Here is a 25,102-nt window from a genome sequence, read left to right as displayed (position 1 = left end):
TTGAATAAAAGGATTTAGAAGTGGAGTTGATTATGGAATCAATGATTGATTTAGTTGGCTATGTTGCTTCTTCTTTAGTGTTCGCTACGTTTTATGTCAAAAGGATTTTGACTTTACGACTCATCGCAATCTGTAGCAATATTGCATTCATATTGTATGCATTTGAATGCAATTTACACCCTATTTTCATCCTGCATTCATTATTATTACCGCTTAATATCTATCGAATTTCAGAATTAATCCGTACAGAATATGGGTACTCTCTGTTTCGACGAATTGATATGAAAGCACTTAGATAATAACGCTTCTTTTCAATTAACTATTAAAGAATCAGGTATACAAAATGATATATTGGAACCTTATTGTCAGTCTCAGCTTATTTGGTTTTTCAGCCCTATTACGAGCTGAAATGTATCAACCGCAATGTCCTGATGTGATAAAGACAAGTGAACAAATTACAGAAACTCCCAAAGGATGGGAAACCATCAGGGGAACGGAACATAATTACTGGAGCAGCATTTCATTTTATTCAGATCATCCAGATAAAATGGCCAGTTTAAAACCGGATTTTGCCAATCAAAAAAAGGCTAAATGGGAATTTTCACCTCAGGAACTGATTTATCTGGTTTGCCATTACAATCAGAGTGGCATTGAACTGACCCAACCTTTACCTAAAAAAACCATAAAATGTACTGTTACCTATAATCAAAATTTAATGGGAGACCGTGGTTTTCTTCCAGAGAAAATAGAGTGTACCAAGCAGAGCTAATCCTTTATAACAGGGAGAATTAAAACCATTCCCTGGTTCAGAAACTGATTATGGATAATATTTTTGCCTTTTTAGCGTGTACGATTTATAGTATCTGACATTTTATGACCAAGTCTAGTACAAGGTTTCACCGATTCTGTCCTGCGACGATCAGCAATCACTCAAAGATGAATGTCAGATGAGATGAACGCGAGACAGAATCGGTGAAACGTTGCACTAACCTCTCTTATAAAGGATTCGTCAATGGATACCCAAACAGTACAAGACAAATTGAACCGACACTTGAACTTTTTAGCTCAGGATCAAGAAAATCTGGCATTATTAATTGAAATTAGTGATATGTATATCGAACTGGACGATCTGGATTCCGCCCATCACTATCTGGAAAAAGCCAATTTGATTGATCGTGAAGCCTGTTTAGGGCATCAGGGTTTACTCCATTTAAATCAGGGACAATTGTCACGGGCTAAAGAATGTTTTATAGAAGCCTTAACTCATATGGATACACCCGCTCTTCGCTACAACCTTGGCTTTACCCATTTTATTACCCACGACTTGGATAATGCATGGGACATATTATCACCTATTCTGGAAGGCGAACATTACCCTGAAGCCGAATTGTTAATGGCACGCATTCTTCACAGACAAGACTCACTGGAAGAATCCATCAGTCTTGTTGAGCATGTTCTGGAACATAATCCTGAGGATGAAGAAGCCTTGGGCCTTCTGTCGCTCCTCTATTTTGATCTGAATGAAGAAGAACCTGCTTTACAAGCATGCACTCAAGCTCTGCAACTGAATCCTGACAACTATGATGCAAAGCTCGTGCATATTATGCTTCGTCTCATGAATCAGGAAACCAGTGTTGAAGAAATTGAACAATTACTGCAGATTAGCCCGCAGGACAGTCGATTATGGTTCGCCTTGGGTAATACCTACATGGTTCAGGGTGATATGGAAGCAGCAGAGCACACATTAAAAAAAGCCATTGAAATTTATCCTGATTTCTATGATTGTCATATTGCTTTGGCATGGTGCCAACTTCTTAATGATCGAATCAATGAAGCTCATGAAACCTATCAGAATGCTGCTGAGCTTGTCGAAGAACTGGCTGATGCCTGGGGCGGCCTTGCTTTGATTCATGCTCTTACTGAAGATTTCCCGCAGGCTGAACTGTTAATCAAAAAAGCCAATGAGTTAAACCCTACTTGCTTTTTAACAGAACTTGCTGAATCAATTTATTTTAATCATATAAATCCGCAAAAAGCCAAAGAGCACTTGCTTCACGCATTAAAAAACACCGAAATGCCAATCAGTGAAAAGCTGGCCGTACTTCTTGAATATACGCAAAACGCTCAACAAGTGCATTAATTTGAACTGATTGAGTTGAACATGATTATCGCTCCAAACAATAGCAAATCGCTATTGTTTGGAAACCATCATTCATTCTCTTCTTTAGCACGACAATAAGTCTCATCGATCAACAACAAAGTAACCAATGATAAAGCCAACGATATGGGTAATATCACCAAGGCGGAATAGTAACCGTGCAAAGTAAAATAGTGCGTACCATTGACCACAGTACCATCCCAGCTCCAATCAAGAAGCACCCCGACTACAGGCTCAAATAATGCTTCAAATACTGAGTTGAACGTATTCATTATACCTAAAACAGTAGCAACCAGTATTAGGGGAAATAATTCCCGAATCATAGCAAAACTGGTAAAAAATCCACTGGCACAAAAGCCAAAGAAAAACAAAAGGATACTTAAGGTGGTTATGTACAGGGTTGGACTGTAGAGAACAACCAAGAGACTCAATAATGCCAATCCAGTGCCAATAAACAATACAGGTTTTCTACGATGAATACAGTCAGATAACCATCCCCAGAATGGCGCTCCAGCTGCAAAACCGATAAAAATAAACGAAATGGCAAGAGCCGCATCAGTTCTTGAAAGATGATAAGCTTTCTCCAGAAAAGGTACGCCCCATAATCCCCCAAATACTGAAACAGGTGCAAAAGCTAATCCACTGTATAATGAAAGTGCCCATGCTTGTCTGTTTGTAATGATCCTGCGTAACAGGTGACTGACTTTTTCCTGACTTTTTATTGTGTGTTGTTGTTTGGATGGCTTATCCCTCAATACCAGGAAATAAACTATTCCAAGAAGTATTCCCAAAACACTCACTACCTTAAGCGCCGGACGCCATCCTATATTCTGAACCAGCAAAGACAAGGGCATTTGACCACCAACAGCACCTAACATGGCTGCAGTCATAAACATACCTGAAACCAAAGCGAATCGTTTGGGGGTAAACCATAAAGCGGCAATTTTAAAACAGGAAACCGCTGCAAAGGCTGCACCAGCTCCCATTAATGCTCTGCTGACGCAGGCTAACCAGAGAGAGTCAGTCTGTGAGAAGATATAGGTGCTGATGCTGCATAGAAATATTGCTGCGGTGGTTAGTAATCGAGGACTGTATCGATCCAGCATCACCCCTACCGGAATCTGCATGACCAGATACGAGTAAAAATAAAACGCCGAGAGATTACCAAGTCCAGCGGCATTGACTTGAAATGCTTTCATTAAATCGCCAGTCATCACGCTGGGAGATACCTGAAGTAAATACTTATAAAAGAAGAAACTTGCAGCGATAGTCCAGATAATCCAGGGGTAAGCTTTCGCAAGCCAATGATCTTTACTTTGAAACGTGTTCACTATAATAACTCCTGACTCTGATTTTACAGATTTGGGCAATTTCACCAGTTTTAATTAATGCTGGCACACAAATGAACTCCGAATTAAAGAAATAAATTCTGCTTAAAATAAATTCAAATCTTTGATAAAGAGCTTTTTATTATCTGCCTGGACCTTCGCCCTGAGGCGGGGCAGATAGTTTAGGAGATAAGCCGACTCAGAGCTGAGAAATGGGTAAAGCTGACCACCACCACGACAACAAGTGATATAAGATTTAACGAATAATACGACATCCCCGCAGTCATACTGCAGTGTTCCTGGTATCGGGAAGTATCCCGTGTTGGGAGTCGATTCGTGTTCATCGTCAAATATGTATTTAGTTACAATCAAGCTTATATGCTAACTTTTTAGGCAATATTTTGTCAATATATCCATTAAAATTAATCACAGAATTCAGGGCAAATCATAACGCCCCATGATCTATAGATTATACTTACTGGTAGGTGTATGGCGTTCATTTAATTGTTCAAACAGATAGTAATTATTATTGAACCGCATTCAGGAAATAAATCTAGTTTCTAATAACCTGTATCAGGACTAGTCCAATGGAATATCAAAGGCCAATGATTCGATTCCAAATATTATTTGTAATAATTGGAACTCCTGTTGCGTTTTACCTGGACGGTGTGGCGTTTAATAATCTCTTTCCCTACGGCCAATGGATGGTTAATTTCTGTATTATTAGCACTTTCTTCTGGTTTTATCGCGTTGCCAATAAACAGTTACAAAGCCTGATGTTATTGATGATCTTAATATCCAGTAGCGGTGAGATAATCGCCTCCCTCATGTTAAAGTTTTATGTTTATCGTCTTGATAATATTCCACTTTATGTACCGTTTGGTCACGCTCTTGTTTTTGCAACGTCCTACTATATCTATCAACAAACGTTCCTCCAGAAATACGCCCCAGACATGGAGCGCTTGTTGTTTATCGTAACCTTACTTATCAGCGTTTTATCCTTCATCATTCTACAGGATACCCTTGGAGTCATTTGCTTTGTAATTTTTTGCTTATTAAGAAAAAACAATAAATTATTTTATTCCTGTATGTTTTTTATGGTTTTATATCTGGAACTGCTTGGAACACACATGCACACATGGACTTGGTATGGAAAGTTAAATATTCATCCAGATTGGGTTAACTGCGCTAATCCTCCGAGCGCCATAGGTGGGTTGTACATGATACTTGACGCTTTAGTCACTCTTTGCTATTTCCAGTTAAATACCCAAAATATAGTGGCCATTAAGAATGACAAAGAATAATAGTGTTCCGCAAACAAACAGAAGAGTGAAGCAAATTTGGTTTTTTGATCTCTACTAATTTATTATTTGACTTCTATGAACTCAAATCATACAATGAGTTTCTCTTTTTTACTATGGTGATCCTGATGTTTGAATTATTTTATAATGCTGCATTAAACGCTAAGAGTCCTGAAGAATTAAGTAAGCAGATTTTTTTAATCGGTTTGGATGCCATAGACCCCACCCCTCCCTTTCTCACCGTCGCAGCCAAACTGGCTGCAAAAAATAAAACTCAAGCGGTTGAACTCCTGCGCCAATCCGGAGCTAATGTACATTCAATCGCAACCGGATTTGCCATTGCAGGAAATGATGACCTCGTCAATCATTATCAAAACGAATACTACGCGAACAGTGACTATATAGCTTATGGTTATGCCTTTGCTGGTAATTATAAAAAAGTTGATGAATATTTAACCCTGTATGGCGCGAGTATTCATTTCGTGTTACAAGGCTTTGCCTTAGCAAATAATCATCAAAAAGTGAATGAGTATTTAGGTAATTTTCGTCCAGATGTCCTACAAAAAAACGTAGTGTACGAAAGCCCCGAAGAAAAAAAGAGTCAGCTGGAATATCGTCGGACTGTGTACCAAAGCCTGGTGACCAGCGTTGCTGAATCCTATGCTTTAACAGGTAATCTCGATAAGGTCGAAGAGTTTCATTCCAAAGGCGCATCAATTGATAATATTGCCAGAGCATTTGCCTTTACTGGTAATCATGCAAAAGTTGAAGAATACAGAACAAAATATGACGCCAATATTTATAATATCACACTTGGATATAAAGCGATGGGAAGAAATACCCCATCATTTTATCGCGCTTTAATTGCCATGTATAATCAAGGTGAAGCCGGTCAAATCGTAATTGACTCCATGATACGCTTAAAAAAAGGTCAAGATCAATTTTGGAATCCGTACTGGATGAATAGCGGTGAAAAATTAAAAGAAATCATTAATGCAATTGACACCCTGCCCCAGGATGTAAACCTGAGTGATGCTTTAAAGGATGAAAACTCCACAATTTATAAAGCATTGAATATGCATCGTATAACCCCACTTACCTTTTTAGGACGCTTAGGGTTTTATCATACTAAATCAGTTCAGACTGCTGGTGAAGAAATAACCAAAACGATGTCTCCTGAAGTAATACAAAATACCCCCTAGTCCGGACTAATATAAAGTTCAGGGATGATCTTAGGGGATGTTGACAGCTTCGATTTCTACGTCCCGCGACCTGTTCGCGGAACGTAGAACATGAGCTATTGATTATCGCTATGTAAATGAAGTATATCTTTTTGAACTATCGTCCTTAGGTTCATGATCATCATCTTCATGAAGACTGACATAGCCTGTAAATTCTGCGGTTCGCGTTGCCTCAATAGCATTGGGTACTACTTGTTTCTTGAGATCAAATCCGTTATCGCTTAATAATGTGAAGAGTTTAACTGCGCTCTTCTCAGGAAACTCATGTTTAAACGCTTGTGTCGCTTGTTTTGAAAATTCAACGGCCTCATCTCTATTTGCAGGACCAAATTTCCATTCCCCTTCCACAAATCCAATTCGTTTACTCACGTACCGTGTATTTTCCTTATCGTAATAAGATAAAGTAAGCAATCCAGGCACCGAACTTTCTCTAAGCAACCATACCGCTTTTGTTGCCAAATAAGACGCTCCCTTTTGCTGCAACTTAAAAAGCCCCGTTGCATTATCTATCTCGCTGGAAAATATAACCGGCGGATTCTCTGGTGTTGATTCCACAGTGCTCTCCTGTACAATTAATCTATTTTAGTTACATTGTATTTGCGCAAAACAGCAAACTTAATAATACAGAACCATACAAACTGTACTTATTAACACAAATTCGCAAATAACAAAACCAAACTGCTTAATTATAGCACCAAAACGACTTTAATAAAAACAATTCATGGAATAAACCCAGGGATAAATAAAAAATACATCAATTACCCTATCCTTCATTTAGAACCAGACATTAAGAATAGTATTGAACTCAATTCAATGTTAGATTAATTTCAAACATCAAATAAATCATGAGTTACTGTTATGAAAAAGGACGTTCTGCAAATAATATCCAATATATTATTCATGTTGTTCTCTATAAGCCTGTTCCTGATAAGCACAAACAGTTCAGCCTTACCTTTTGACATAACCCCCAAAACAGGTACTCAACTGCCAACTGTAGTAAAATCAGGGAAAAAAGTCACTGCTTATTATACCGTGACGAATAATACCCTAGCTGAAAGACATAATAACTTTGTCAAATACTTACCCCCCAATGTGACGCAGATTACCAGTGGAGGTACCTATCCCGACACCTGCGGCAGTGTGTTTAATCTTGCAGGAAAAGGAAAGGTTGGAAGCAGCTGCACGTTACAACTGAGAATTTCAGGAGCAGTTAATAGTAATGACCCGGATCCGCATCACCATCTGTTTGTCTGTTTTCCTGGAGGAATCACTTGTGCTGGAACCCAATATTCTTTAAATGTGGTTCAGGACACATCACCGTTAAAAACAGCTTACGTCACTAATTTTAATGATGGCTCGGTGTCTCGATGCCCTATTCAAGCGGATGGCAACTTTGGTAGATGTACCCTGGCAGGATCTGGATTGGGTCAACCTGTTGGAATCAGCTTCAGCAAGGATTTTAGTTATGTCTATCTTACCCTGCCAACCTTCAGTGCTGTTCTTTTCTGTCCTATCAATAATGATGGAACGTTCGGAATCTGTAATCTGGCTGGAGGAGCATTCATCGCTCCATCAGGAATAGTAGTTAATCCTGCAGGTAACCTCATTTATATTACCGATGTGGCAAATTTTTCAGTATCCTATTGCACTATAGCAGCTAATGGAACACTTTCATCGTGCACTGGAACAGGCCAGGTATTTGGGACTCCATTAGGCATCACAATAAATCCGCCTGGAACTTACGCCTACATCGCAGATCCTTCATCAGGTATAGTCTCTTCATGCCAAATCCAGGCTGATGGAAATTTAATAAATTGTGTGGCGAATGCCAATTCTGCAATCACTCTTCCTTATGCCGTAGCCGTAAATTCGCAAAACACTCTTGCCTACATCGTTAATGCTGATAACTCAGTTGCCTATTGTACAATCAATACCAATGGCACTTTAGGTACGTGCACTGCAACAGGGAATGATTTTAATTTCCCGGTAGGAATCGCATTAAACCCTGAAGGCACTTACGCTTATATCACTAATGAAAATGGTAATACGGTTTCAGCTTGTCCCATAAAAAGCAATGGCAGCTTTGGTACTTGCATCACTACTGGAAATAATTTCGTTAATCCAAGTGGAATAGCACTGTATTAAATATAATGTAATTAAAAATGCTGCATTGGTGCACAGGATTTCAGGAGATGTCCGAATACTTAACCATCTCCTGAAACTCATGGTTAAGATAGACTATGCAGGTATTTCGCTGAACTATAAAATGTCTAAGGAACAATAAAACATGGAGTCCGTGATTACTGAAGAAAACAAATCCAAAACCCCTCTCTGGACTTTGTTCCTGGTAACTCTCTCAGTAGGAGTCGCATCAGGATTCTTGGGAATGACTTTGGCCTTATTACTTCATTACATTCAGCATATCGCTTATGGATACAGCCCCTTACATATTATCAGTAATGAAAGTTTTTTAGAGGGTGTTAGTGCATCATCTCCAGAACGACGAGTTACGATTCTGATAATCTGCGGCCTCATCGCCGGATTGGGATGGGCAGCAGTGTATCAATTGGGAAAACCCTTAGTCAGCATCGCAGAAGCAATAAAAACAAATAAAACCATGCCCATGCTCAGCACTACATGTCATGCCTTACTCCAGATAGTCACCATCGCACTGGGTTCTCCTTTGGGTAGAGAGGTAGCTCCCAGAGAAGCAAGTGCCGTTTTTGCAACATGGATATCCACCAAAGCAGGGTTAAGCATTAAAGAAACGAAAATCATGCTGGCTTGTGGCGCGGGAGCCGGCTTGGCAGCGGTTTATAATGTTCCTTTAGGTGGTGCAGTATTTGTTCTTGAAGTCTTGCTGTGCACGCTTAACTGGTCAATTGTTCTGCCCGCCCTTACAACTTCAGCAATCGCGGTAGTTGTATCCTGGTGGGGATTAGGTAATGAACCCCTCTATCACATACCTGACTTAACGATAAGTTATTCATTAGTCATCTGGTCTATAGGAGCTGGCCCTTTTTTTGGAATGGCGGCCTTCTGGTTTATCTATGTTGCGACCATACAACGAAGTAAATCCCAACGTAACTGGATGATGATTGGTTCCTGTCTGATTAATTTTACAATTATTGGCGTGCTGTCAATTTATTTCCCGCAATTATTAGGCAATGGTAAAAGTCCTGCTCAATTGGAATTTTCCAGTCATGTGGGGATAGGCTTAAGCGTAACATTGCTCATGTTAAGAAGCGTGATCGTTTGGTCAAGTTTAAGAGTCGGCGCCCAGGGGGGACTATTAACCCCTTCTCTTGCCAATGGAGCCTTACTTGGAGCAATACTGGGTGGAGTCTGGAATATGATTTGGCCAACCTCTTCATTTGAAGCCTTTGCGCTTGTAGGAGCAGCAGCATTTCTTGGAGCTGCTCAAAAAATGCCTGTAACGGCAATAATCCTGATTTTTGAATTAACACGTATCGATTTAAGTTTACTCATTCCAATACTGTTTGCGGTGTCAGGTTCCGTAGCAATGTTTCATTGGTGTAAAAACTATTTTATTAATGATCCCGATTAATCAATTAATTATTAAGCAGCGAAAATCAGTCGGTCAAAATACATTATGTTCTATACTTAAAACTGCGAGCTGGTTGATGTTTAATTATCACAATGGACAGTGAGGTTATATGAAAATTGGAATTATTGGCTCAGGAAGTGTTGGGAAAGCCTGTGCAATGGCAACGATAATGAGAGGATGTGCCAGAGAAATTGTATTGATTGATAAAAATACCCATCTGGCTAAAGCTGTTGCCACAGACATGCAATATGGTTCACAACTATCCCCTGAGACTCATATCTACTCCGGTGATTACTCTGACCTACACCAATCGGCCTTGGTCATGGTTACAGCCGGCGTCAATGAAAAAACAGGAGGCGCTACGGATCGTAACGACCCTGCTGGCAGACTCAAACTACTTCATACTAATGCCGAAATTTTTAAAGACATCATTCCCCAGATTGTAAAGGCTGTGCCAAAAGCGATTATTCTAATTGTCAGTGATCCACCTGACCCTCTCGCGGATGTTGCTCGCCAACTGGCAGGTCATGACAGAGTGCTCAGTGCAGGAACTTATCTTGATACCTTGCGTTTCAGATACCATATAGCCAGACACTTCCAATTAAACCCCAGAGATGTAAATGCCCAGGTCATAGGAGAGCACGGAACGTCCTCCGTATTTTTATGGTCTGGAGTCACTATAGGTGGAAAACCACTCGATGAGTGGTTAACTGGTGACAAAACACAGTTCAAACACGATATTGAGCAGGAAGTTAAATTTGCCAATATCACCATTATTGAAGGTAATAATGCCAGTCAATACGGTATAGGTATGGTTTGCGCGCGAATTGCTGAAATAGTCATTCGTAATGAAGAATCAGTGATACCTATAGGTTCCTATCATGCGGATTATGGTGTGACATTTTCCTTACCCAGTATCTTAAATTGCAAAGGGATTCGACAAGTATTGATTCCATCTATGTCTGATGAAGAAAAGCTGGCGTTAGAACACTGCGCGATGGTATTAAAAAATTCTCTGAATAATTAGGGCGTGTTGACAACTCGCCTACTGCCTACGTACCGCAGCTTATCCCTAAGAATTCGTCCCTTTCTAAAAATGCAGATTAATTCATCTTAATTTGCCATTTTTATGAGATGGTCATCCCCGCGACAGCGGGGATCCATGCGTCAATGTGGCCTTATGTTAATTTTTAGGAAGGATTGAGCTTTTGTGACGATGACGTATAAATAGTGAGGAAGTTTCAGGGCTTGTCCGCGGCATCCAGAAGAGGGTCAAACTAAAAGCCATTCTATTCTATAAGTCACCGGTTCAGGATTGAATATTTAATAAAGCATTTAATTCGATTTTATTGGACACAATATCCCCCAGAGTAAATTGATTCAAAACAGCCATGAATGCTTTCCGAGCCTCATAGAGAATATTTTTAAGCTTGCATACAGGCGCAATACAGCAATTTGCTTTTTCCTTATTAAAGCAAGGAACCAAATCAAAATTGGATTCCAGTTGTAATATTAAAGCCCCCAGGTTAATTTTCGCAGGCTCTACCGCCAAGGTAATTCCTCCATTTTTACCTCGAGTGGTTTTAATCAGGCCTAATTTGGATAAATTATGGATTATCTTAATCATATGATTGCCTGAGATAGTATAAGCCTCCGTAATATCTTTAATGGTACAGATGTCTTTCTTTAGGGCAATATAAATCAAGGCCCGTAAAGAGTAATCTGTGAATTGCGTTAGTTGCATAGATTAATTCCCATCATTATTGATTGACTCGCATTCGTTCTTTTTATAAGATGCATTTAAAATACATCTTTAACTTATGGAGTTTAGATTATGCCTTCATCATTATATGAACGTCTAGGTGGCCAAACGGCAGTTAATACCGCAGTGGATATTTTCTACCGAAAAGTACTCACGGATCAACGCGTCAATCATTTTTTTGACGGGGTTGATATGGAACAACAAATTAACAAACAAAAAGGTTTTTTGACCATGGTATTTGGTGGTCCAAATCATTATACCGGAAAAGGAATGAGAGAAGGTCACCGTCATTTGGTTCAAAAAGGATTAAACGACTCGCATGTGGATGCCATTATCGAGTTATTAGGGGCCACCCTTACAGAACTTGGAGTCAGTGAAAACGACATCCAGGAGGTCGCAGCAATTGCAAACAGCGTTCGCTCTGATGTGCTGGATCGTTAGAAATGAATACAATAACATTTAATAATCAGCTCTATCCACTTGGTTCTGAAGAAAACATCTTAAGTTGTCTTTTACGTCATGGTATTCAGTACCCCAATTCATGTCAGGCAGGAATTTGTCAATCCTGTCTGATTAAGGCTACGGATGGAGCAATTAACCCATCCTGGCAGAATGGATTACCGGACACTCTGAAAAAACAAGGATATTTTCTTGCTTGCCTTGCAAAGCCTGAGTCAAATATAAATCTTGTATCACCTGATGTGTCTGAATGTGATGTAGAAGCCGTCATTATTGGCATTGAACGGCTCAATTATAATGTGTTACAGATTAAGCTTCGAGTTGATAATCCTGGTAATTGGCTTCCGGGCCAATATCTTAATGTAACGAATCCTGAAGAAATTACTCGAAGTTATTCCATTGCAAACATCCCCGATCAAGAGGGTTATATTGAACTGCATGTCAAGATAGTCCCAAATGGTCGTATGAGCCAATGGCTGCAAGACACGGCGAAAGCCGGTACCTCGGTAACGCTTAGAGGCCCTTTTGGAACATGCTATTATTACAATCCAGATAAATTATCATTTGATATGCTGTTGGCCGGAACAGGAACAGGATTAGCACCGCTAGTCGGCATTATTAAAGCGGCACTGAGCCAGGAACATAATGGCAGTATAACTTTAGTACACGGAGGACTTACTGATAATGACATTTATTACAACGATGAACTCGAAACTCTGGCCGCAGTATTTAAGAATGTCCATTATAAACCCTGTGTTCTTCAAAGTCAGGGCCGTTATACTGAGTCCTCAATTGAACAGCAAATACTAAACTGCCTCAATAATCCTGCTGAATTACGTGCCTACATTTGCGGACCTAAAGACACAACCAATAAACTCAAAACGGCTATTTTTCTTGCCGGAGTACCATCAAAATGTATTTTTAGCGATGGATTTCTATAAGAACATTCACTTGGCAGCGAGAGCATGTTGAATGACTACATCCAGTAATGGAACCAGCATATAATGTTCAAAATAGAATCAGTTTGATGCTATAATTATAATAAGTGATTTAGAAACGGAATTTCACCATGCCTAATGACAGCTCTCCTGAAAAGCCCGTGACGCCGAAAAAAGAACTGTACTGTAACATCTCGGAGCACAGTATCAATGCGATGAAATTACGAAAAATAGGCGATCCTCATTCAGATTATTCTGATGAAATTGAATTAATAGCCAAGTCCTGTGCCTGCCTCTTAAAAGAACATGGTGAAAAGCTTCAAACCGTTATTGCGCATATAGAAATGTCCTTGCATGAAAGTTACAAAGAAGAATTAAAGAAATTGGATGGTGAAATCGTTAATCTGTTTAACAGGAGAAAAAAAGCAGAACCCAGCACTCCCTATGGTGAGAAAGAAATTGTTGATTTAACGGTACAAATCAATAATCTGGAACGACGTAAATCCGTATCCATTGCCGATTATATTGAAGCAATTGTTTGCGATACCTTAAATCAAACCATTAAGAACCATGGTGCAGAATTGGTGCAGCATTATAATCCGGAGGAATATGAGTATCATGGGGAAATTTCATTTATCAGATCATCAGACCTCTAGCCTTTGTATACAACCATACGCAACTTATTAGTCACCTCAATTCGTGTCAGCCTCTTCAACCTGGGTTTTATAATAGGAGTTCTAACAGTGGCTTATACATGCCCTGCCTCGATATGAAGTTAATATAACTGTCTTAAATAGTTCAAGGTACTTCGCTTTAATTAAACCGCAATACCTGATCAATTTCGAGCCCCCATGACTTGTTAAAGGTTCCTTAAGGTTGATCGATTATACTGATATTGAGCATCTTGTTTAATAAAGGAGCTACAATGGCTTTAGATGGGCGTTATGGACCGAGTGATTTACGAAGCGTCCTAATGGTTAATTTTACACCGCAAGCTAACAGGCCAACTTTAGGTGGTATCCTTGCGCCAGGCTATTACAGTAATGCTCATGCGTTAGTATTAGATGCAGCTACCGACACGGTTAATCCAAGAGCGCAAAAATTGCAAACCATTAAAGAAGCTTTTGAACCGCTTAGGAACATTTCGGAAGCAGATAAAGAGAAAAAAATAATTATACCCGTTACTGAAGAACAAAAAATACTAGGTCTATTCCCTCGCAATCATTGGGTCACTTTACATTATGATCCTCAAACAAACAAAGCAACGTTACTTGATTCAAGACCATGGATATTATCTTTTTTATATCCAAGATCAGCAATGAAAGAATCATTGATTGATGGCTTAAGTACAATCTATGGAGTAGAAACCGCCAGAGAGACACAATTTGAAATACGGTATCAAGGCGTTCAGAACAATGACACCTACTGCGGCGCGTGGACGAGTAGAAATATCATGGATCTTGCTGGTGCCAATCCACAGGGAACCTGCACCTCTATTGATCAACAAACAGTTGCTTATACAGACAAGCATGAACAAAATATTATTGAATACAACAGAGAGCTTGTAGAAAAAGGAACCTCAGATATTAATATACATTCGCTACCATCGAAGCCCAACCTATGGCAAAGATTTTTAAATTTCGTTGGTCTCAATAATTCCAATGAAGCGAATATTAGTTCTGAAATTCCCCAACCTGAATTGATGAGTTGGAATAAAGCAACCCAGCAATTCAATGCCCATCCAACCCATTCGACGTGCTCGTCTGCACAAAAAGCAGATGACTGGGAAATGGTGGATGATGACATTGAACAACAAAATACGACTTCTCAAGTCCAAGATTTATCGGCTTTACCTGATACTGAACTGGAACATGATGAGAGCCACTTAGAAACAAACACTACGTCATTCCATACTTGACCACGTCTGACCATTCATAAACCACTTTGTTCATAGCAATAAAATGCTTTCAGATACTGTCGCCATGTCATAAGCATATTAAAGAACGTGAGTAATACAATATAGTTACGAACGCTTACCTGAACCTGTATTCTATTCTGCTCTTCATTAGCACCATGTGTAAGACCTAATCAATCCATTAACCTGCTGAATTTATAAGAAGACTAAGAGTCTATTCACAGAGATATCCACAGAAAATGTGGATAAGTAATCAAACCGAAAGCACCCAATAATTGAAGAATGAACCATATACATTAAGGGATTACCAATAAAATTGATATTTAATTTAAGATAATAGGCAAGGTAATCAGAAAAAATATCCACAAGAAGAGATCAACGGATTTGGATATTCAGTGTACCATGGTAACAACAAAAATATTAAAAAAACAGTCTTGACTGGCATTATTTTTCTAATTTTTATTTAATAGTAAAAACTGATTTGAATTACTGCGACAGGACCTACCCTATGCCCCTGTTTCCTATGTATGATTAATAATAACCGGTAACTCGGTCCAGCGAGTGGTATAGCAAAGTGAGTGCGTTTGATTGTTCTGGATTTATGAAATACCTGATTCCCAGATCCTGAAAATTCATTGATTGGAATATTGTATAACTTACTAATATACTTATATTTTACAGATCGTTAGTCAGAATAATGGTAATTAGATTATTTTTTAGATAATTAATTGGATTAAATCCAATTTTGCTTAAATTAAAACGGTAATTTCTAAAGAGATTTGAATGACTAATGAAAGACCTAAATTCGAAAAAAAAATGATGCAAAGTATTCGTGCTGATCGAATAATGTTACTCAACGAGAATTTACTCTTTAGCATTCCAGCGAATTTTATTTGTTTTTTAATTGTTTTTATTGGTCTCTATCCTGAAGTAAACCACACATACCTTTTTATATGGTTTATAACCGCAGTCTTTACTTGTGTTTTGCATGGCGTTGTATATATCGTTAATCGAATCCATTCCTTTCCAACAAATGGCTATTTAAAATTCTTGATTGGACTGGCCATTCTATATGGCGCTCTTTGGGGAGTTGCCGGTTCAATACTCATACCCCAAAACAATCTGTTGTATCAAATGCTTGTCATCATTATTAGTATAGGTGTTGCATCGGGTGGACTGCATACTCTTCAGCCGAATATGACTGCAAGTATCTTATTTTTAAATTTAATCATTCTACCGATAAGTTTCTGGCTATTCTTACAAAATACACCAACTTATTTTTTACTTGGAATCGCCATACTGATTTATTTATGCTTTGTATTAATGGTCTCATGGATGGGGAATAAACTCCTGAATACCAATATTAGATTACGTTACGAAAATTTGGATTTAATCAATAGATTAATCAGCAACAATGCAATTTTGGAGGAAAGTGAGTCTCGCTTTCGCTCTGCATTTAATTTTGCGGCGATTGGCATGGCATTACTTTCTTTAGAGGGTAAATGGTTAAAGGTAAATCAATCCCTTTGCCAAATTGTTGGTTACACTGAAGAAGAATTATTAAAAATCGATTTTCAAACCATCACGCATCCTGACGATTTAGAACTGGATTTAAATTATGTTCATCAATTACTAACTGGTGAAATCAGTTCCTACAGCATGGAAAAACGCTATATCAAAAAAGATGGTAGTGTCATATGGATTTTACTGAGCGGGTCCTTAATACGAAACCATGAGAACAAACCGCTCTATTTTATTGCGCTAATTCAAAATATTGATGCTCAAAAACAAGCAGAACAAGAACTAAAATACATTGCATATCATGACGTTTTGACGGGATTAGCCAATAGAAAACAGCTGGATGCCTCATTTAAACTTGCCATATCTTATGCAAAACGACACAAAAATCAAATAGCTGTTTTGTTCATGGACTTAGATCATTTTAAAGAAATTAATGATACCTTCGGGCATGATATAGGCGATCTCGTGCTTATAGAGATAGGACTTCGATTAAAAAAAACCATACGCTCAACAGATATTCTTATCCGACAAGGTGGGGATGAATTTATAATCGCTCTCACTGACATTTCTGATGTCTCTCAAATTGAGATGGTAGCTACAAAAATTCTAGCGACCATAGCAAGACCAATAAAAATAAAGCGCCATCAATTTGTAATTACAGTGAGTATTGGTATCAGCATTTATCCTAAAGATGGACAAGACTTCAATACACTTATCAAGCAAGCAGATAAAGCACTCTATATCGTTAAATCAGAAGGAAGGAATAACTTTAGATACTTTTAATTAACTAAAAATTACAGCGGCTTATTGATTAATGACTCGCTTTAATAACACATCTGTTTTACAAAAATAAATTTATAAATAATAATGCTTTTTTTTCTCGCCCTTAAACCCAAGAGTTTTACTATGTTTGAAAAAAATAAGAGTGATTTACATTGTCATTTGAATGGCAGTTTCAGTCTCGAGTTTCTTAAAAGAACCGCCGAAAAGAATAATTGTATAGAAACTTATAATGAGTATGAGCAATTAAGGCAAAACTATCTAGACCTGACACAAGAACAGCCAACAGACGGGTTTCCCAAAAAACTGATTGATATGATCTGGGGATTATTCGGATTAATTCATAAAATAGTACAAAATTTAGATGACATCATACAAGGTACAATTGATGTAGTGCATCACTCAGAAGCCAAATATCTTGAAATTCGAACCACCCCAAAAGCGATTAACGGTAAATCAAGAAATGACTATATTGACGCTTTTGAGGAAGGACTTAGCTCTGCAATGCTCCAAAATGATAAAAAATCTGCTTATGGCTTATTAAGTCTCGATCGAACAATCCACACTATTGAGGATGCTTCGGATTTTCTTCAACGCGTTTTAAATAGCCCCAACAAAGTTTTAGTAGGTATTGATATTAGTGGCAATCCTCTCGGTAAAAGAACGCTTACGGGCCAAGATTTAGCTAAAGTAGTGACCATGGCTTTAGAAAATAAAGTCAGTATTGCTATTCATATGGGAGAGAGCGATACAGACATTGAAAAGCAAGATACGGATGCCGTTTTGGATGCATTGGAGCATTGGCATAAAGAACATTTAGACGATGTAAATGCATCTTTTTCAGGAAAAATAAGATTAGGGCATTGCATTTATTTAACTGACCAACAGAAAGATAGAATTCGCACTCTGGCATTACCTATAGAAATATGCCCGACTTGCCATAAAAAACTCAATTGGCATTTGGAGGATATGGAACACCCTGTGGCCTCTGTTTACTCTGATGTATCTGAGAATTTAATTGTAGGAACCGATGATGATGCCATTTTTGGTGGGCGTATGAATAATGAATTTAATCAATTTATACGTTTTTTCTCGAATAAAACAAATTTATCCCGGAAGGAAATTAAAGAACATCAATCGATGTTTCGATTTGGGAGTTAAACGTTACAATTGTTAATCCTGCTTTTATCAATGACGTTCACGTCCGCCATACCCCGTCTCAATAAACCATGCCTTCTTTCCAAACAAGAAGGCCATTAATTTTAATTGTTCTCCCCAATCTACGGCTTTGTATAACTACCAATCATCCAATTAACCTACTGAATTTATAAGAAGACTAAGAGTCTATTCACAGAGATATCCACAGAAAATGTGGATAAGTAATCAAACCGAAAGCACCCAATAATTGAAGAATGATCCATATACAGTAAGGGATTACCAACAAAATTGATTTTTAATTTAAGATAATAGTCAAGGGAGTCAGAAAAAATATCCACAAGAAGAGAACAACTGATTTGGATATTCAGCGTACCATGGTAACAACAAAAATATTAAAAAAACAGTCTTGACTGGCATTATTTTTCTAATTTTTTTTAATAATAAAAACTTATTTTAATCACTGCGACAAGACCTACCCTATGCCCCTATTTTTTAAGTACGATTAGTAACAACCGGTAATTCGTTCCAGCGAGTGGTATAGCAAGGTGAGCGCATTTGAGCACGCATTGCCCAAGGTTTAGAATATCCTTCAGCTGCCAGCTTAATGGTATGACTCCCAAAACGAGAATTGATGGTATCAAATAGCGACATTAAAATGTCTTTTTTAATCAGTGTTTCATCACTGGGTTGATGAAATAAATCCCGCTGTATCGCTGATTTATCCACTAAATCCTCAAGCATCACCCCTACTTTCTTATAATGAATTCCTGATTTAAACAGTTTTTTCAAACAGAGTTTCGCAATTTTTGTAATAACTCGGGTGTCATCTGTGGGATTAACCAGACGACATTCCATGCTATTAGAGTACTGATCCAAATCCTGACGAAACGGATTCCCACGAATAAATACATACAAACGCTGCGCAACCAGATTTTGATGGCGCGCTTTCTCACAGGCTCTGGCACAATGACTGCTGATGGCTTGAGCCAAAGAAGCAAATTGAGTTTGCATCTCACCAAAACTTTTGGATGACATAATGCTTTGTTTGGGTTCACTGAGTTCCAATCCACCGCACGGTATTCCCTGCAATTCCATTACCGTGCGCATGAGTACTACATTATATTGTTTCTTAATGAGATGAGCGTTTAATTGTGCTAAATCCAAGGCAGTATAAATGCCCTTATTCATTAATTTTTTTTGCCACTGCCTCCCAACCCCCCAAACATCGCCCACACTGATTTTCCCCAACCAATGCCGTTGCTCACTGACATTAAACACTGGAATTTTTAACTCTTTTTTACAGATATGGTTAGCAATCTTGGCCAGGGTTTTCGTAGGCCCAATGCCAATGGATGTGGGAATACCGGTCGATTTTAAAATGGTCTTTTGTAATTGAATACAAAAGGAGTCATGCATTGCAGATGGCATGGTACTTAAATCAATAAATGCTTCATCAATGGAGTAAATCTCAACCTCAGGCCATGCTGATTCAATCACGGACATAACACGCTGAGATAAATCGCCATATAATGTATAGTTTGATGAAAAAACCTGGATGCCATGCTGCTTGCTCAATGCTTTAATTTTAAAAAATGGCTCACCCATCGCAATGCCAAGTGCCTTGGCTTCATTAGAACGAGCAATAACACAACCGTCATTATTGGATAAAACAACGATGGGTTTATCTCGTAAATCAGGCCGAAACAAACGTTCACAGGAAGCATAAAAATTATTGCAATCAATTAGAGCAAACATCATCAGCTCGCCGGATGGATAACGTGAGTGACAACGCCCCAAATCACCAAATCTTCATCGCCAGTAATTTCTATAGGTTGATACTGATTGTTTTCAGGTAGCAGCTGAACTCTTCCAGATACGCGTGATAGCCGTTTTACGGTCAACTCCCCATTAATCGCGGCAATGACGATTTTTCCATGGGTTGCCTCAAGGCTTCTATCAACCACTAGCATATCCCCTGAGGAAATGCCTGCGCCCGTCATGGAATCACCCGAAGCAGTCACAAAAAAGGTGGCGGCTGGATGTTTGATCAGATGCTCATTTAAATCCAGATGCATCTCGATGTAATCATCCGCAGGAGAAGGAAACCCTGCTCGTACCGTACTGGCATATAAAGGAATTTTATAAGATGTACTTCCCTCCAAAAAACCTTTAACATCTTCTATCCGAGATACCGGAATTCGAAGTGTCTTGGTCGTTTCGCCATACTTCCCCTGTCCTTTCGGACGCCCTGCATTATCTCGTTTGCCACCATGACTCATCGCTACACCAACTTGAATTAAGTAACACTATTCAAATATAGGCTTAAAAAATGGTGATGTAAACGGTGATCAGGTCAAATAATTTTAAACTAAAGGTAACTTACGGATTTCATTTAATAAAAAAATTTAAGCAATGGGTTCAATAGACTCATGAAGAGTAAACCGGGAGTTATTCATTTTAGTGGTCACGGGATAACACATTAAATCGGAACCCGAATAGGGTTTAAGAAGAGTCAATAATTCAGCTTGATTGCACTGTGAATTATCCATCCATTCCTTCATTGAATCATTATCTAACAAGACTGGCATCCGGTTATGCACTGGAGCCATGAGGTCATTGGCTGACGTTGTAATCAAGCAACACGATTGAATTAACTCACCTTCCGGGCTTTGCCAACGGTCCCACAAAGCAGCAATGGCCAATAAGTCATCGTTTTTATTTTTGAAATAAAAGGGCTGTTTTTTAATTCCTTGTCGCCACTCGAAAAATCCGCTCATCACAATGATACCGCGTTTTGATTTAAACGATTGACGAAATGCAGGTTTTTCAGCAACGGTTTCGGCACGAGCATTAGCAAGGCTATTTCCTATACTTTTATCTTTAGCCCAGAACGGGACTAAGCCCCAACGAAGCCACAACGCAGAATTAGATTGCTCATCATCTAAATGGCAAAGAAATAAAATATCCACCCCTGGAGGAATATTATAGCGCGGAGAGAACTCTTCTAAATCCTCAATTTGGAACTGCGCTTTAATTTTTGCGCCAGGCGCTTCCAAAGCAAATCGACCACACATAATCGAACTCCACTCATTTAATGATAATATCAATTTAAGTTTAGTTTATAAGTTTATCTGAATATTTGCTTTTAATAGGGGTTTAAATTATAAATCTCTGTTTCCTATCCATTAGTCAATGCAATAAAACTCGAAAAAAAACGCCTGACAGAAATTGATAAATTATCAATAACTGAACTATTGAACAATCCTTTGGTCAAAAGACATATGCCCTTATCCTCTCATCATGTAGGAGATAAAGAATATAATGAGTTTATTCGTGCCAAAGAAGCCATATGGTCCACACATCACTTTGGTCCCTGGGCATACTTAATTGATGGAACCTTTATTGGTTGGGCAGGGATACAACCCGATGACGCCGATTTTGAACTTGCTTTGGTACTGCATCCAGACTATTGGGGTTATGGCAGGCAAATCTATAATGAACTCATCAAATTTGCCTTTGACGAGTTGAATCTTCCATCTCTGGTCGTCTATTTCCCACCAACACGAACCCGAATTAAAGCGTTAATCCGGGCAGGATTCAAAAAAGATGGAGAAACTGAGTTCTCTGGATGTCGATTCATTCGTTATCGCCTTCAAGCGATGTGATGTCGACTTCGTCTGACTCAACCCCACTTAACTGAATTGTGGCTTTTCAAAATCAGGGTAATATTCATCCCACATCCGATTACTGTAATCGATAATATTGGACAACTGGAGTACACTACGCTTAAAGGGATCATTTAAGGGAGTCCAAATAATATTAGCCAGAAAGGCAAAAGCAGTCGCATCGATACTGGTTGGTTTATCACCTAGAAAGTAGTTATTATCGCCTAGAAGTATTGCAAGACTATTTATAGTTTTTATCCCTAATTGCAGGACTTCTTCTGGAGTATGTCTTCCCATGCCTTGATAATCCAGTTCTTTCAACATATTTTTTCTGACTATATTCGGAATAAATAATCTGGAAACAGTGGGTAATGCGCCAAACATTGTTTTTTTTAAATGCTCCCAACCGGCATCATTCTGCCATCTCATATAGACAGCCACCCAATACAATCGTTCACAAAAAGCAATTTCGATTAATTCGGCAATGGCTTTTTGCTCCAGAGTTAAATCCTTATCCAATACATCACCAAAACGTTTTTTAAGTACATCGATGATGATCTCACTGTCGGGGTAGAGCGTCCCATCCATCCGGATATAAGGTAATTTTCTTTTGGGACTTTTTTGCGGATTATTCACAAATTTGCTTTCATAAGAGATGTGCGCCATTCGTAAATAGGTTTCTACTTTCATACAAAAGGGGCTGGCATTAGGTAATCCCCAAAGTCTATAGAACTGAAATAATGTAATCATCTGTTTTATCTTCCTTATCATAAACGCAACAGGACGGCTCGAAACCGCATGAGACAATCCCTGTCTGTACTGGATGCACTGCAACACAAACCTCGCATTATTCAGTCAGGATAGACACTCAAGGTGTTCAAATTAACTGAAGTCTTATATAATCCCGCAATCTACTCATTACAGGGAATTCAATGTCACTTTGTCCTTGTGGATCGCAAACAACCTACAATGAATGTTGTGGAATATACATCGACGATAATCAATACCCACAACATCCCGAACAACTCATGCGATCACGATACACTGCTTATAGTTTAGCTAAAATTGATTACATTACAAAGACAATGAAAGGCAAACCATTAATCAATTTTAACCCTGTTGAAGCTAAAGCATGGGCACAAAGTATTACCTGGATAGGCTTAAAAGTGCTCCAGTCCTATCTGGAAACACCCGAAAAAGGTTTTGTTGAGTTTTCGGCTGTATTTCTTGAACGAAATAAATTAAAAACCATCCATGAGTTAAGTGAATTTCATCAAGAAAATACTATTTGGTTTTATGTAGATGGTGTTACCAGACAATTACAAGAGAACACCATCAATCAAAAAATTTCTCGTAATAGTCCCTGTCCCTGCGGCAGTGGTAAAAAATTTAAAAATTGTCACGAACAATAACGTTATCCTTAGGCATAAATAATGAATGATCACCTGATTTTAAATATTTTTATTTTTCTTGCAGCAGCCAGCGTCATGGTACCTATTGCCAATCGGTTTAAACTGGGCTCTGTAATTGGATATCTCACTGTAGGAATACTTATAGGTCCTTTTGGGTTGAAACTCATAGGCAATTCCGAACAAATCATGAGTTTTGCTGAGTTTGGGGTCGTCATGATGCTGTTCTTAATTGGTTTGGAATTAGAACCCATCATGCTTTGGAAATTAAGAAAATTAATTGTCGGTTTAGGCGGGCTTCAGGTCGTCATGACTACAGCGGCCATCACAGGCATTGGAATTCTCATGGAATACAGCTGGCAAGCCAGTCTGGCTGTGGGCATGTCGCTGGCGCTGTCTTCAACAGCTCTCGTCTTGCAGATGCTTCAGGAAAAAAACCTCCTTAAAACCGCAGAAGGTGAAACGTCCTTTGCCGTATTATTATTTCAGGATATTGCGGTAATTCCTATTCTCATTATCATGCCCTTGTTAGCTCAAAATGGAGGGGGAGCGCCGATCAATCTTCATGAAAATCCTTTCATTGCGCATCTGCCTAAATGGCAACATGCGCTTTTAGTCTCCGGGGTAATAGGCGCCGTTATTTTAACGGGGCATTATTTATCTCGACATCTGTTTTTAATCATTGCCCGAACCAACATCCGTGAGGTATTTACTACTTTTTCCCTTGCCCTGGTTGTTGGCATTACGTTATTAATGGAAACGATTGGAGTTTCCCCTGCTTTAGGCGCATTTATTGCGGGGGTAGTATTAGCAAACTCACAATACAAACACACCGTAGAAGCGGACATACAGCCATTCAAGGGATTACTGCTGGGATTGTTTTTTATCTCTGTAGGAATGGGGATGAACTTCAATCTGTTCTACAACCAGATGCTGTTAATAACATCCGCTGTTCTTGGTTTGGTTGCGATTAAAATCATCATCTTATTCATTCTCGGTCGACTTTTCGGGCTGACTAAAATCCAAACCATAGGCTTCGCAATTGCTTTAGCGCAAGGTGGTGAATTTGCTTTTGTTCTTTTTCAGTATGCAGGCTCATCAAAAGTAATAAATGCTGACGCCAGAACGATGTTCACTCTGATAGTAGCCTTATCCATGCTGACCACACCTTTTCTGATGTTAATTTACCACCGGTATGTCGTTCCTAAATTGATGAGCTTATTGCCTGAACGAGAATATGACTCCATCAACGAAAAAAATGGCATTATCCTTGCCGGATACGGCCGATTCGGTCAAATCATTGGTCGTCTGCTGAATGGTGAAAATATAAAAATAACCGTATTGGAAAAAAATCCGGAACAAATTGAATTACTGAGAAAATTTGGCTACAAAGGCTATTTTGGAGACGCTAATCGCCTGGATCTGCTAAAAAGCGCTGGGGCGGAGCATGCTCAATTATTAATAGTCACCGTCGGAAACGCAGATGCGAATTTAAAAATTGTCAAAATGGCAAAACAGCATTTTCCTCATTTGAAAATTTATGCCCGGGCACGTAATCGTCGTCATGCTTATGAATTACATAAAGCCGGAGTGGACTATTTTAAACGCGAATTATTCGATTCTTCATTAACCATGACTAAAGAAGTATTAAAATTCATTGGATATAAACAGGAAGACATTGAGAAAAAAGCCAACGCCTTCCAAAAGCATGATGAAGCTGCACTGCTTAAATCCTTTGAGTTCTTTGAAGAAGAAGCCGATTTGATCAATTTCTCCAGACAAGCCTCTGGGGAACTGGAGCAAATCCTGCAGAATAGTTAATCTTGTAAGGAACGCATCAATAACCACGAGAATAACGTCATCCTGAACGCAGTGCTTCCAATTAGCCTTAAGTTTTAG

At 38.8% G+C, this 25,102-nt stretch carries 24 protein-coding genes; 17 read left to right on the top strand and 7 right to left on the bottom strand.

Annotation, left to right across the window (positions count from 1 at the left end):
* Positions 1-32 precede the first annotated feature (32 nt).
* From IZU94_RS05250 to IZU94_RS05240, 3 genes are all read left to right on the top strand, one after another.
* Positions 33-299: a hypothetical protein gene (locus tag IZU94_RS05250; protein ID WP_203108637.1), complete on the top strand. Its 267-nt coding sequence runs from the start codon at positions 33-35 to the stop codon at positions 297-299.
* Between the two features lie 44 nt (positions 300-343).
* Positions 344-769 carry an STY0301 family protein gene (locus IZU94_RS05245; RefSeq protein WP_203108639.1) on the top strand — a complete coding sequence of 142 codons (426 nt, stop codon included), beginning with the start codon at positions 344-346 and terminating at the stop codon, positions 767-769.
* A gap of 243 nt (positions 770-1,012) precedes the next feature.
* A complete protein-coding gene (locus tag IZU94_RS05240) occupies positions 1,013-2,140 on the top strand; it encodes a tetratricopeptide repeat protein (protein ID WP_203108641.1) in 1,128 nt (375 codons plus the stop codon).
* 68 nt (positions 2,141-2,208) lie between these two features.
* Here IZU94_RS05240 and IZU94_RS05235 read toward each other — a convergent pair whose 3' ends face one another.
* Positions 2,209-3,489 carry an MFS transporter gene (locus IZU94_RS05235; RefSeq protein WP_203108643.1) on the bottom strand — a complete coding sequence of 427 codons (1,281 nt, stop codon included), beginning with the start codon at positions 3,487-3,489 and terminating at the stop codon, positions 2,209-2,211.
* A 584-nt stretch (positions 3,490-4,073) separates the two neighbouring features.
* Between IZU94_RS05235 and IZU94_RS05230 the strand changes: the two genes are divergently transcribed.
* Positions 4,074-4,790, top strand: coding sequence for a hypothetical protein (locus IZU94_RS05230; RefSeq protein ID WP_203108645.1), 717 nt, complete (start codon positions 4,074-4,076; stop codon positions 4,788-4,790).
* Positions 4,791-4,915: 125 nt separating this feature from the next.
* Positions 4,916-5,989 carry a hypothetical protein gene (locus IZU94_RS05225; RefSeq protein ID WP_203108647.1) on the top strand — a complete coding sequence of 358 codons (1,074 nt, stop codon included), beginning with the start codon at positions 4,916-4,918 and terminating at the stop codon, positions 5,987-5,989.
* 108 nt (positions 5,990-6,097) lie between these two features.
* On the opposite strand, the gene IZU94_RS05220 is transcribed toward IZU94_RS05225, so the two are convergent.
* Positions 6,098-6,583, bottom strand: a complete 486-nt coding sequence (locus IZU94_RS05220) for a hypothetical protein (RefSeq protein ID WP_203108649.1) — start codon at positions 6,581-6,583, stop codon at positions 6,098-6,100.
* A 303-nt stretch (positions 6,584-6,886) separates the two neighbouring features.
* On the opposite strand from IZU94_RS05220, the gene IZU94_RS05215 reads away from it, so the two are divergent.
* The 3 genes from IZU94_RS05215 to IZU94_RS05205 all read left to right on the top strand — a co-directional run bounded on the left by IZU94_RS05215 (position 6,887) and on the right by IZU94_RS05205 (position 10,623).
* On the top strand, positions 6,887-8,173 hold the full coding sequence (locus tag IZU94_RS05215; protein WP_203108651.1) for an NHL repeat-containing protein: 1,287 nt from the start codon (positions 6,887-6,889) through the stop codon (positions 8,171-8,173).
* A gap of 142 nt (positions 8,174-8,315) precedes the next feature.
* On the top strand, positions 8,316-9,596 hold the full coding sequence (locus IZU94_RS05210; RefSeq protein ID WP_203108653.1) for a chloride channel protein: 1,281 nt from the start codon (positions 8,316-8,318) through the stop codon (positions 9,594-9,596).
* Between the two features lie 109 nt (positions 9,597-9,705).
* Positions 9,706-10,623: a lactate/malate family dehydrogenase gene (locus IZU94_RS05205; RefSeq protein WP_203108655.1), complete on the top strand. Its 918-nt coding sequence runs from the start codon at positions 9,706-9,708 to the stop codon at positions 10,621-10,623.
* Positions 10,624-10,905: 282 nt separating this feature from the next.
* On the opposite strand, the gene IZU94_RS05200 is transcribed toward IZU94_RS05205, so the two are convergent.
* A complete protein-coding gene (locus IZU94_RS05200) occupies positions 10,906-11,340 on the bottom strand; it encodes an Rrf2 family transcriptional regulator (RefSeq protein ID WP_203108657.1) in 435 nt (144 codons plus the stop codon).
* 90 nt (positions 11,341-11,430) lie between these two features.
* Between IZU94_RS05200 and IZU94_RS05195 the strand changes: the two genes are divergently transcribed.
* The 6 genes from IZU94_RS05195 (at position 11,431) to IZU94_RS05170 (ending at position 18,132) form a co-directional block, all read left to right on the top strand.
* Positions 11,431-11,799, top strand: coding sequence for a group I truncated hemoglobin (locus IZU94_RS05195; protein ID WP_203108658.1), 369 nt, complete (start codon positions 11,431-11,433; stop codon positions 11,797-11,799).
* Between the two features lie 2 nt (positions 11,800-11,801).
* Positions 11,802-12,758 (top strand): FAD-binding oxidoreductase, encoded by a 957-nt coding sequence (locus IZU94_RS05190; protein ID WP_203108660.1) that lies wholly within the window; start codon positions 11,802-11,804, stop codon positions 12,756-12,758.
* Between the two features lie 128 nt (positions 12,759-12,886).
* The gene (locus IZU94_RS05185; protein ID WP_203108662.1) at positions 12,887-13,411 is read left to right on the top strand and encodes a hypothetical protein; all 525 of its coding nucleotides are present in this window, start codon (positions 12,887-12,889) and stop codon (positions 13,409-13,411) included.
* A gap of 269 nt (positions 13,412-13,680) precedes the next feature.
* Entirely contained in the window at positions 13,681-14,673 is a 993-nt protein-coding gene (locus tag IZU94_RS05180; RefSeq protein ID WP_203108664.1) for a hypothetical protein, read from the top strand.
* A 780-nt stretch (positions 14,674-15,453) separates the two neighbouring features.
* The gene (locus tag IZU94_RS05175) at positions 15,454-16,974 is read left to right on the top strand and encodes a GGDEF domain-containing protein (protein ID WP_203108672.1); all 1,521 of its coding nucleotides are present in this window, start codon (positions 15,454-15,456) and stop codon (positions 16,972-16,974) included.
* A gap of 123 nt (positions 16,975-17,097) precedes the next feature.
* Positions 17,098-18,132: an amidohydrolase family protein gene (locus tag IZU94_RS05170; RefSeq protein ID WP_203108674.1), complete on the top strand. Its 1,035-nt coding sequence runs from the start codon at positions 17,098-17,100 to the stop codon at positions 18,130-18,132.
* A gap of 489 nt (positions 18,133-18,621) precedes the next feature.
* Here the strand turns inward: IZU94_RS05170 and IZU94_RS05165 are convergent, their stop codons facing one another.
* The 3 genes from IZU94_RS05165 to IZU94_RS05155 form a co-directional block, all read right to left on the bottom strand.
* Complete coding sequence (locus tag IZU94_RS05165; RefSeq protein ID WP_203108694.1) at positions 18,622-19,884, bottom strand: Y-family DNA polymerase; 1,263 nt, start codon at positions 19,882-19,884, stop codon at positions 18,622-18,624.
* Positions 19,885-19,886: 2 nt separating this feature from the next.
* A complete protein-coding gene (locus tag IZU94_RS05160) occupies positions 19,887-20,408 on the bottom strand; it encodes a LexA family protein (protein ID WP_203108676.1) in 522 nt (173 codons plus the stop codon).
* 126 nt (positions 20,409-20,534) lie between these two features.
* Positions 20,535-21,203 carry an SOS response-associated peptidase gene (locus tag IZU94_RS05155; protein WP_203108678.1) on the bottom strand — a complete coding sequence of 223 codons (669 nt, stop codon included), beginning with the start codon at positions 21,201-21,203 and terminating at the stop codon, positions 20,535-20,537.
* Positions 21,204-21,296: 93 nt separating this feature from the next.
* Here IZU94_RS05155 and IZU94_RS05150 point away from each other — a divergent pair, with 93 nt between their 5' ends.
* A complete protein-coding gene (locus IZU94_RS05150; protein ID WP_369411310.1) occupies positions 21,297-21,794 on the top strand; it encodes a GNAT family N-acetyltransferase in 498 nt (165 codons plus the stop codon).
* 27 nt (positions 21,795-21,821) lie between these two features.
* On the opposite strand, the gene IZU94_RS05145 is transcribed toward IZU94_RS05150, so the two are convergent.
* Complete coding sequence (locus IZU94_RS05145; RefSeq protein WP_203108682.1) at positions 21,822-22,544, bottom strand: glutathione S-transferase family protein; 723 nt, start codon at positions 22,542-22,544, stop codon at positions 21,822-21,824.
* Positions 22,545-22,726: 182 nt separating this feature from the next.
* Between IZU94_RS05145 and IZU94_RS05140 the strand changes: the two genes are divergently transcribed.
* Together IZU94_RS05140 and IZU94_RS05135 are read left to right on the top strand one after the other, a co-directional pair.
* Entirely contained in the window at positions 22,727-23,206 is a 480-nt protein-coding gene (locus IZU94_RS05140; protein WP_203108684.1) for a YchJ family protein, read from the top strand.
* 21 nt (positions 23,207-23,227) lie between these two features.
* Positions 23,228-25,024, top strand: coding sequence for a monovalent cation:proton antiporter-2 (CPA2) family protein (locus tag IZU94_RS05135; protein WP_203108690.1), 1,797 nt, complete (start codon positions 23,228-23,230; stop codon positions 25,022-25,024).
* Positions 25,025-25,102 lie beyond the last annotated feature (78 nt).

Origin of the sequence: Legionella bononiensis, from assembly GCF_016786215.1 — a bacterium.
In the GTDB taxonomy this organism is placed as follows: Bacteria; Pseudomonadota; Gammaproteobacteria; order Legionellales; family Legionellaceae; genus Legionella; species Legionella bononiensis.
This window is presented reverse-complemented; position numbering and strand designations above follow the sequence as displayed.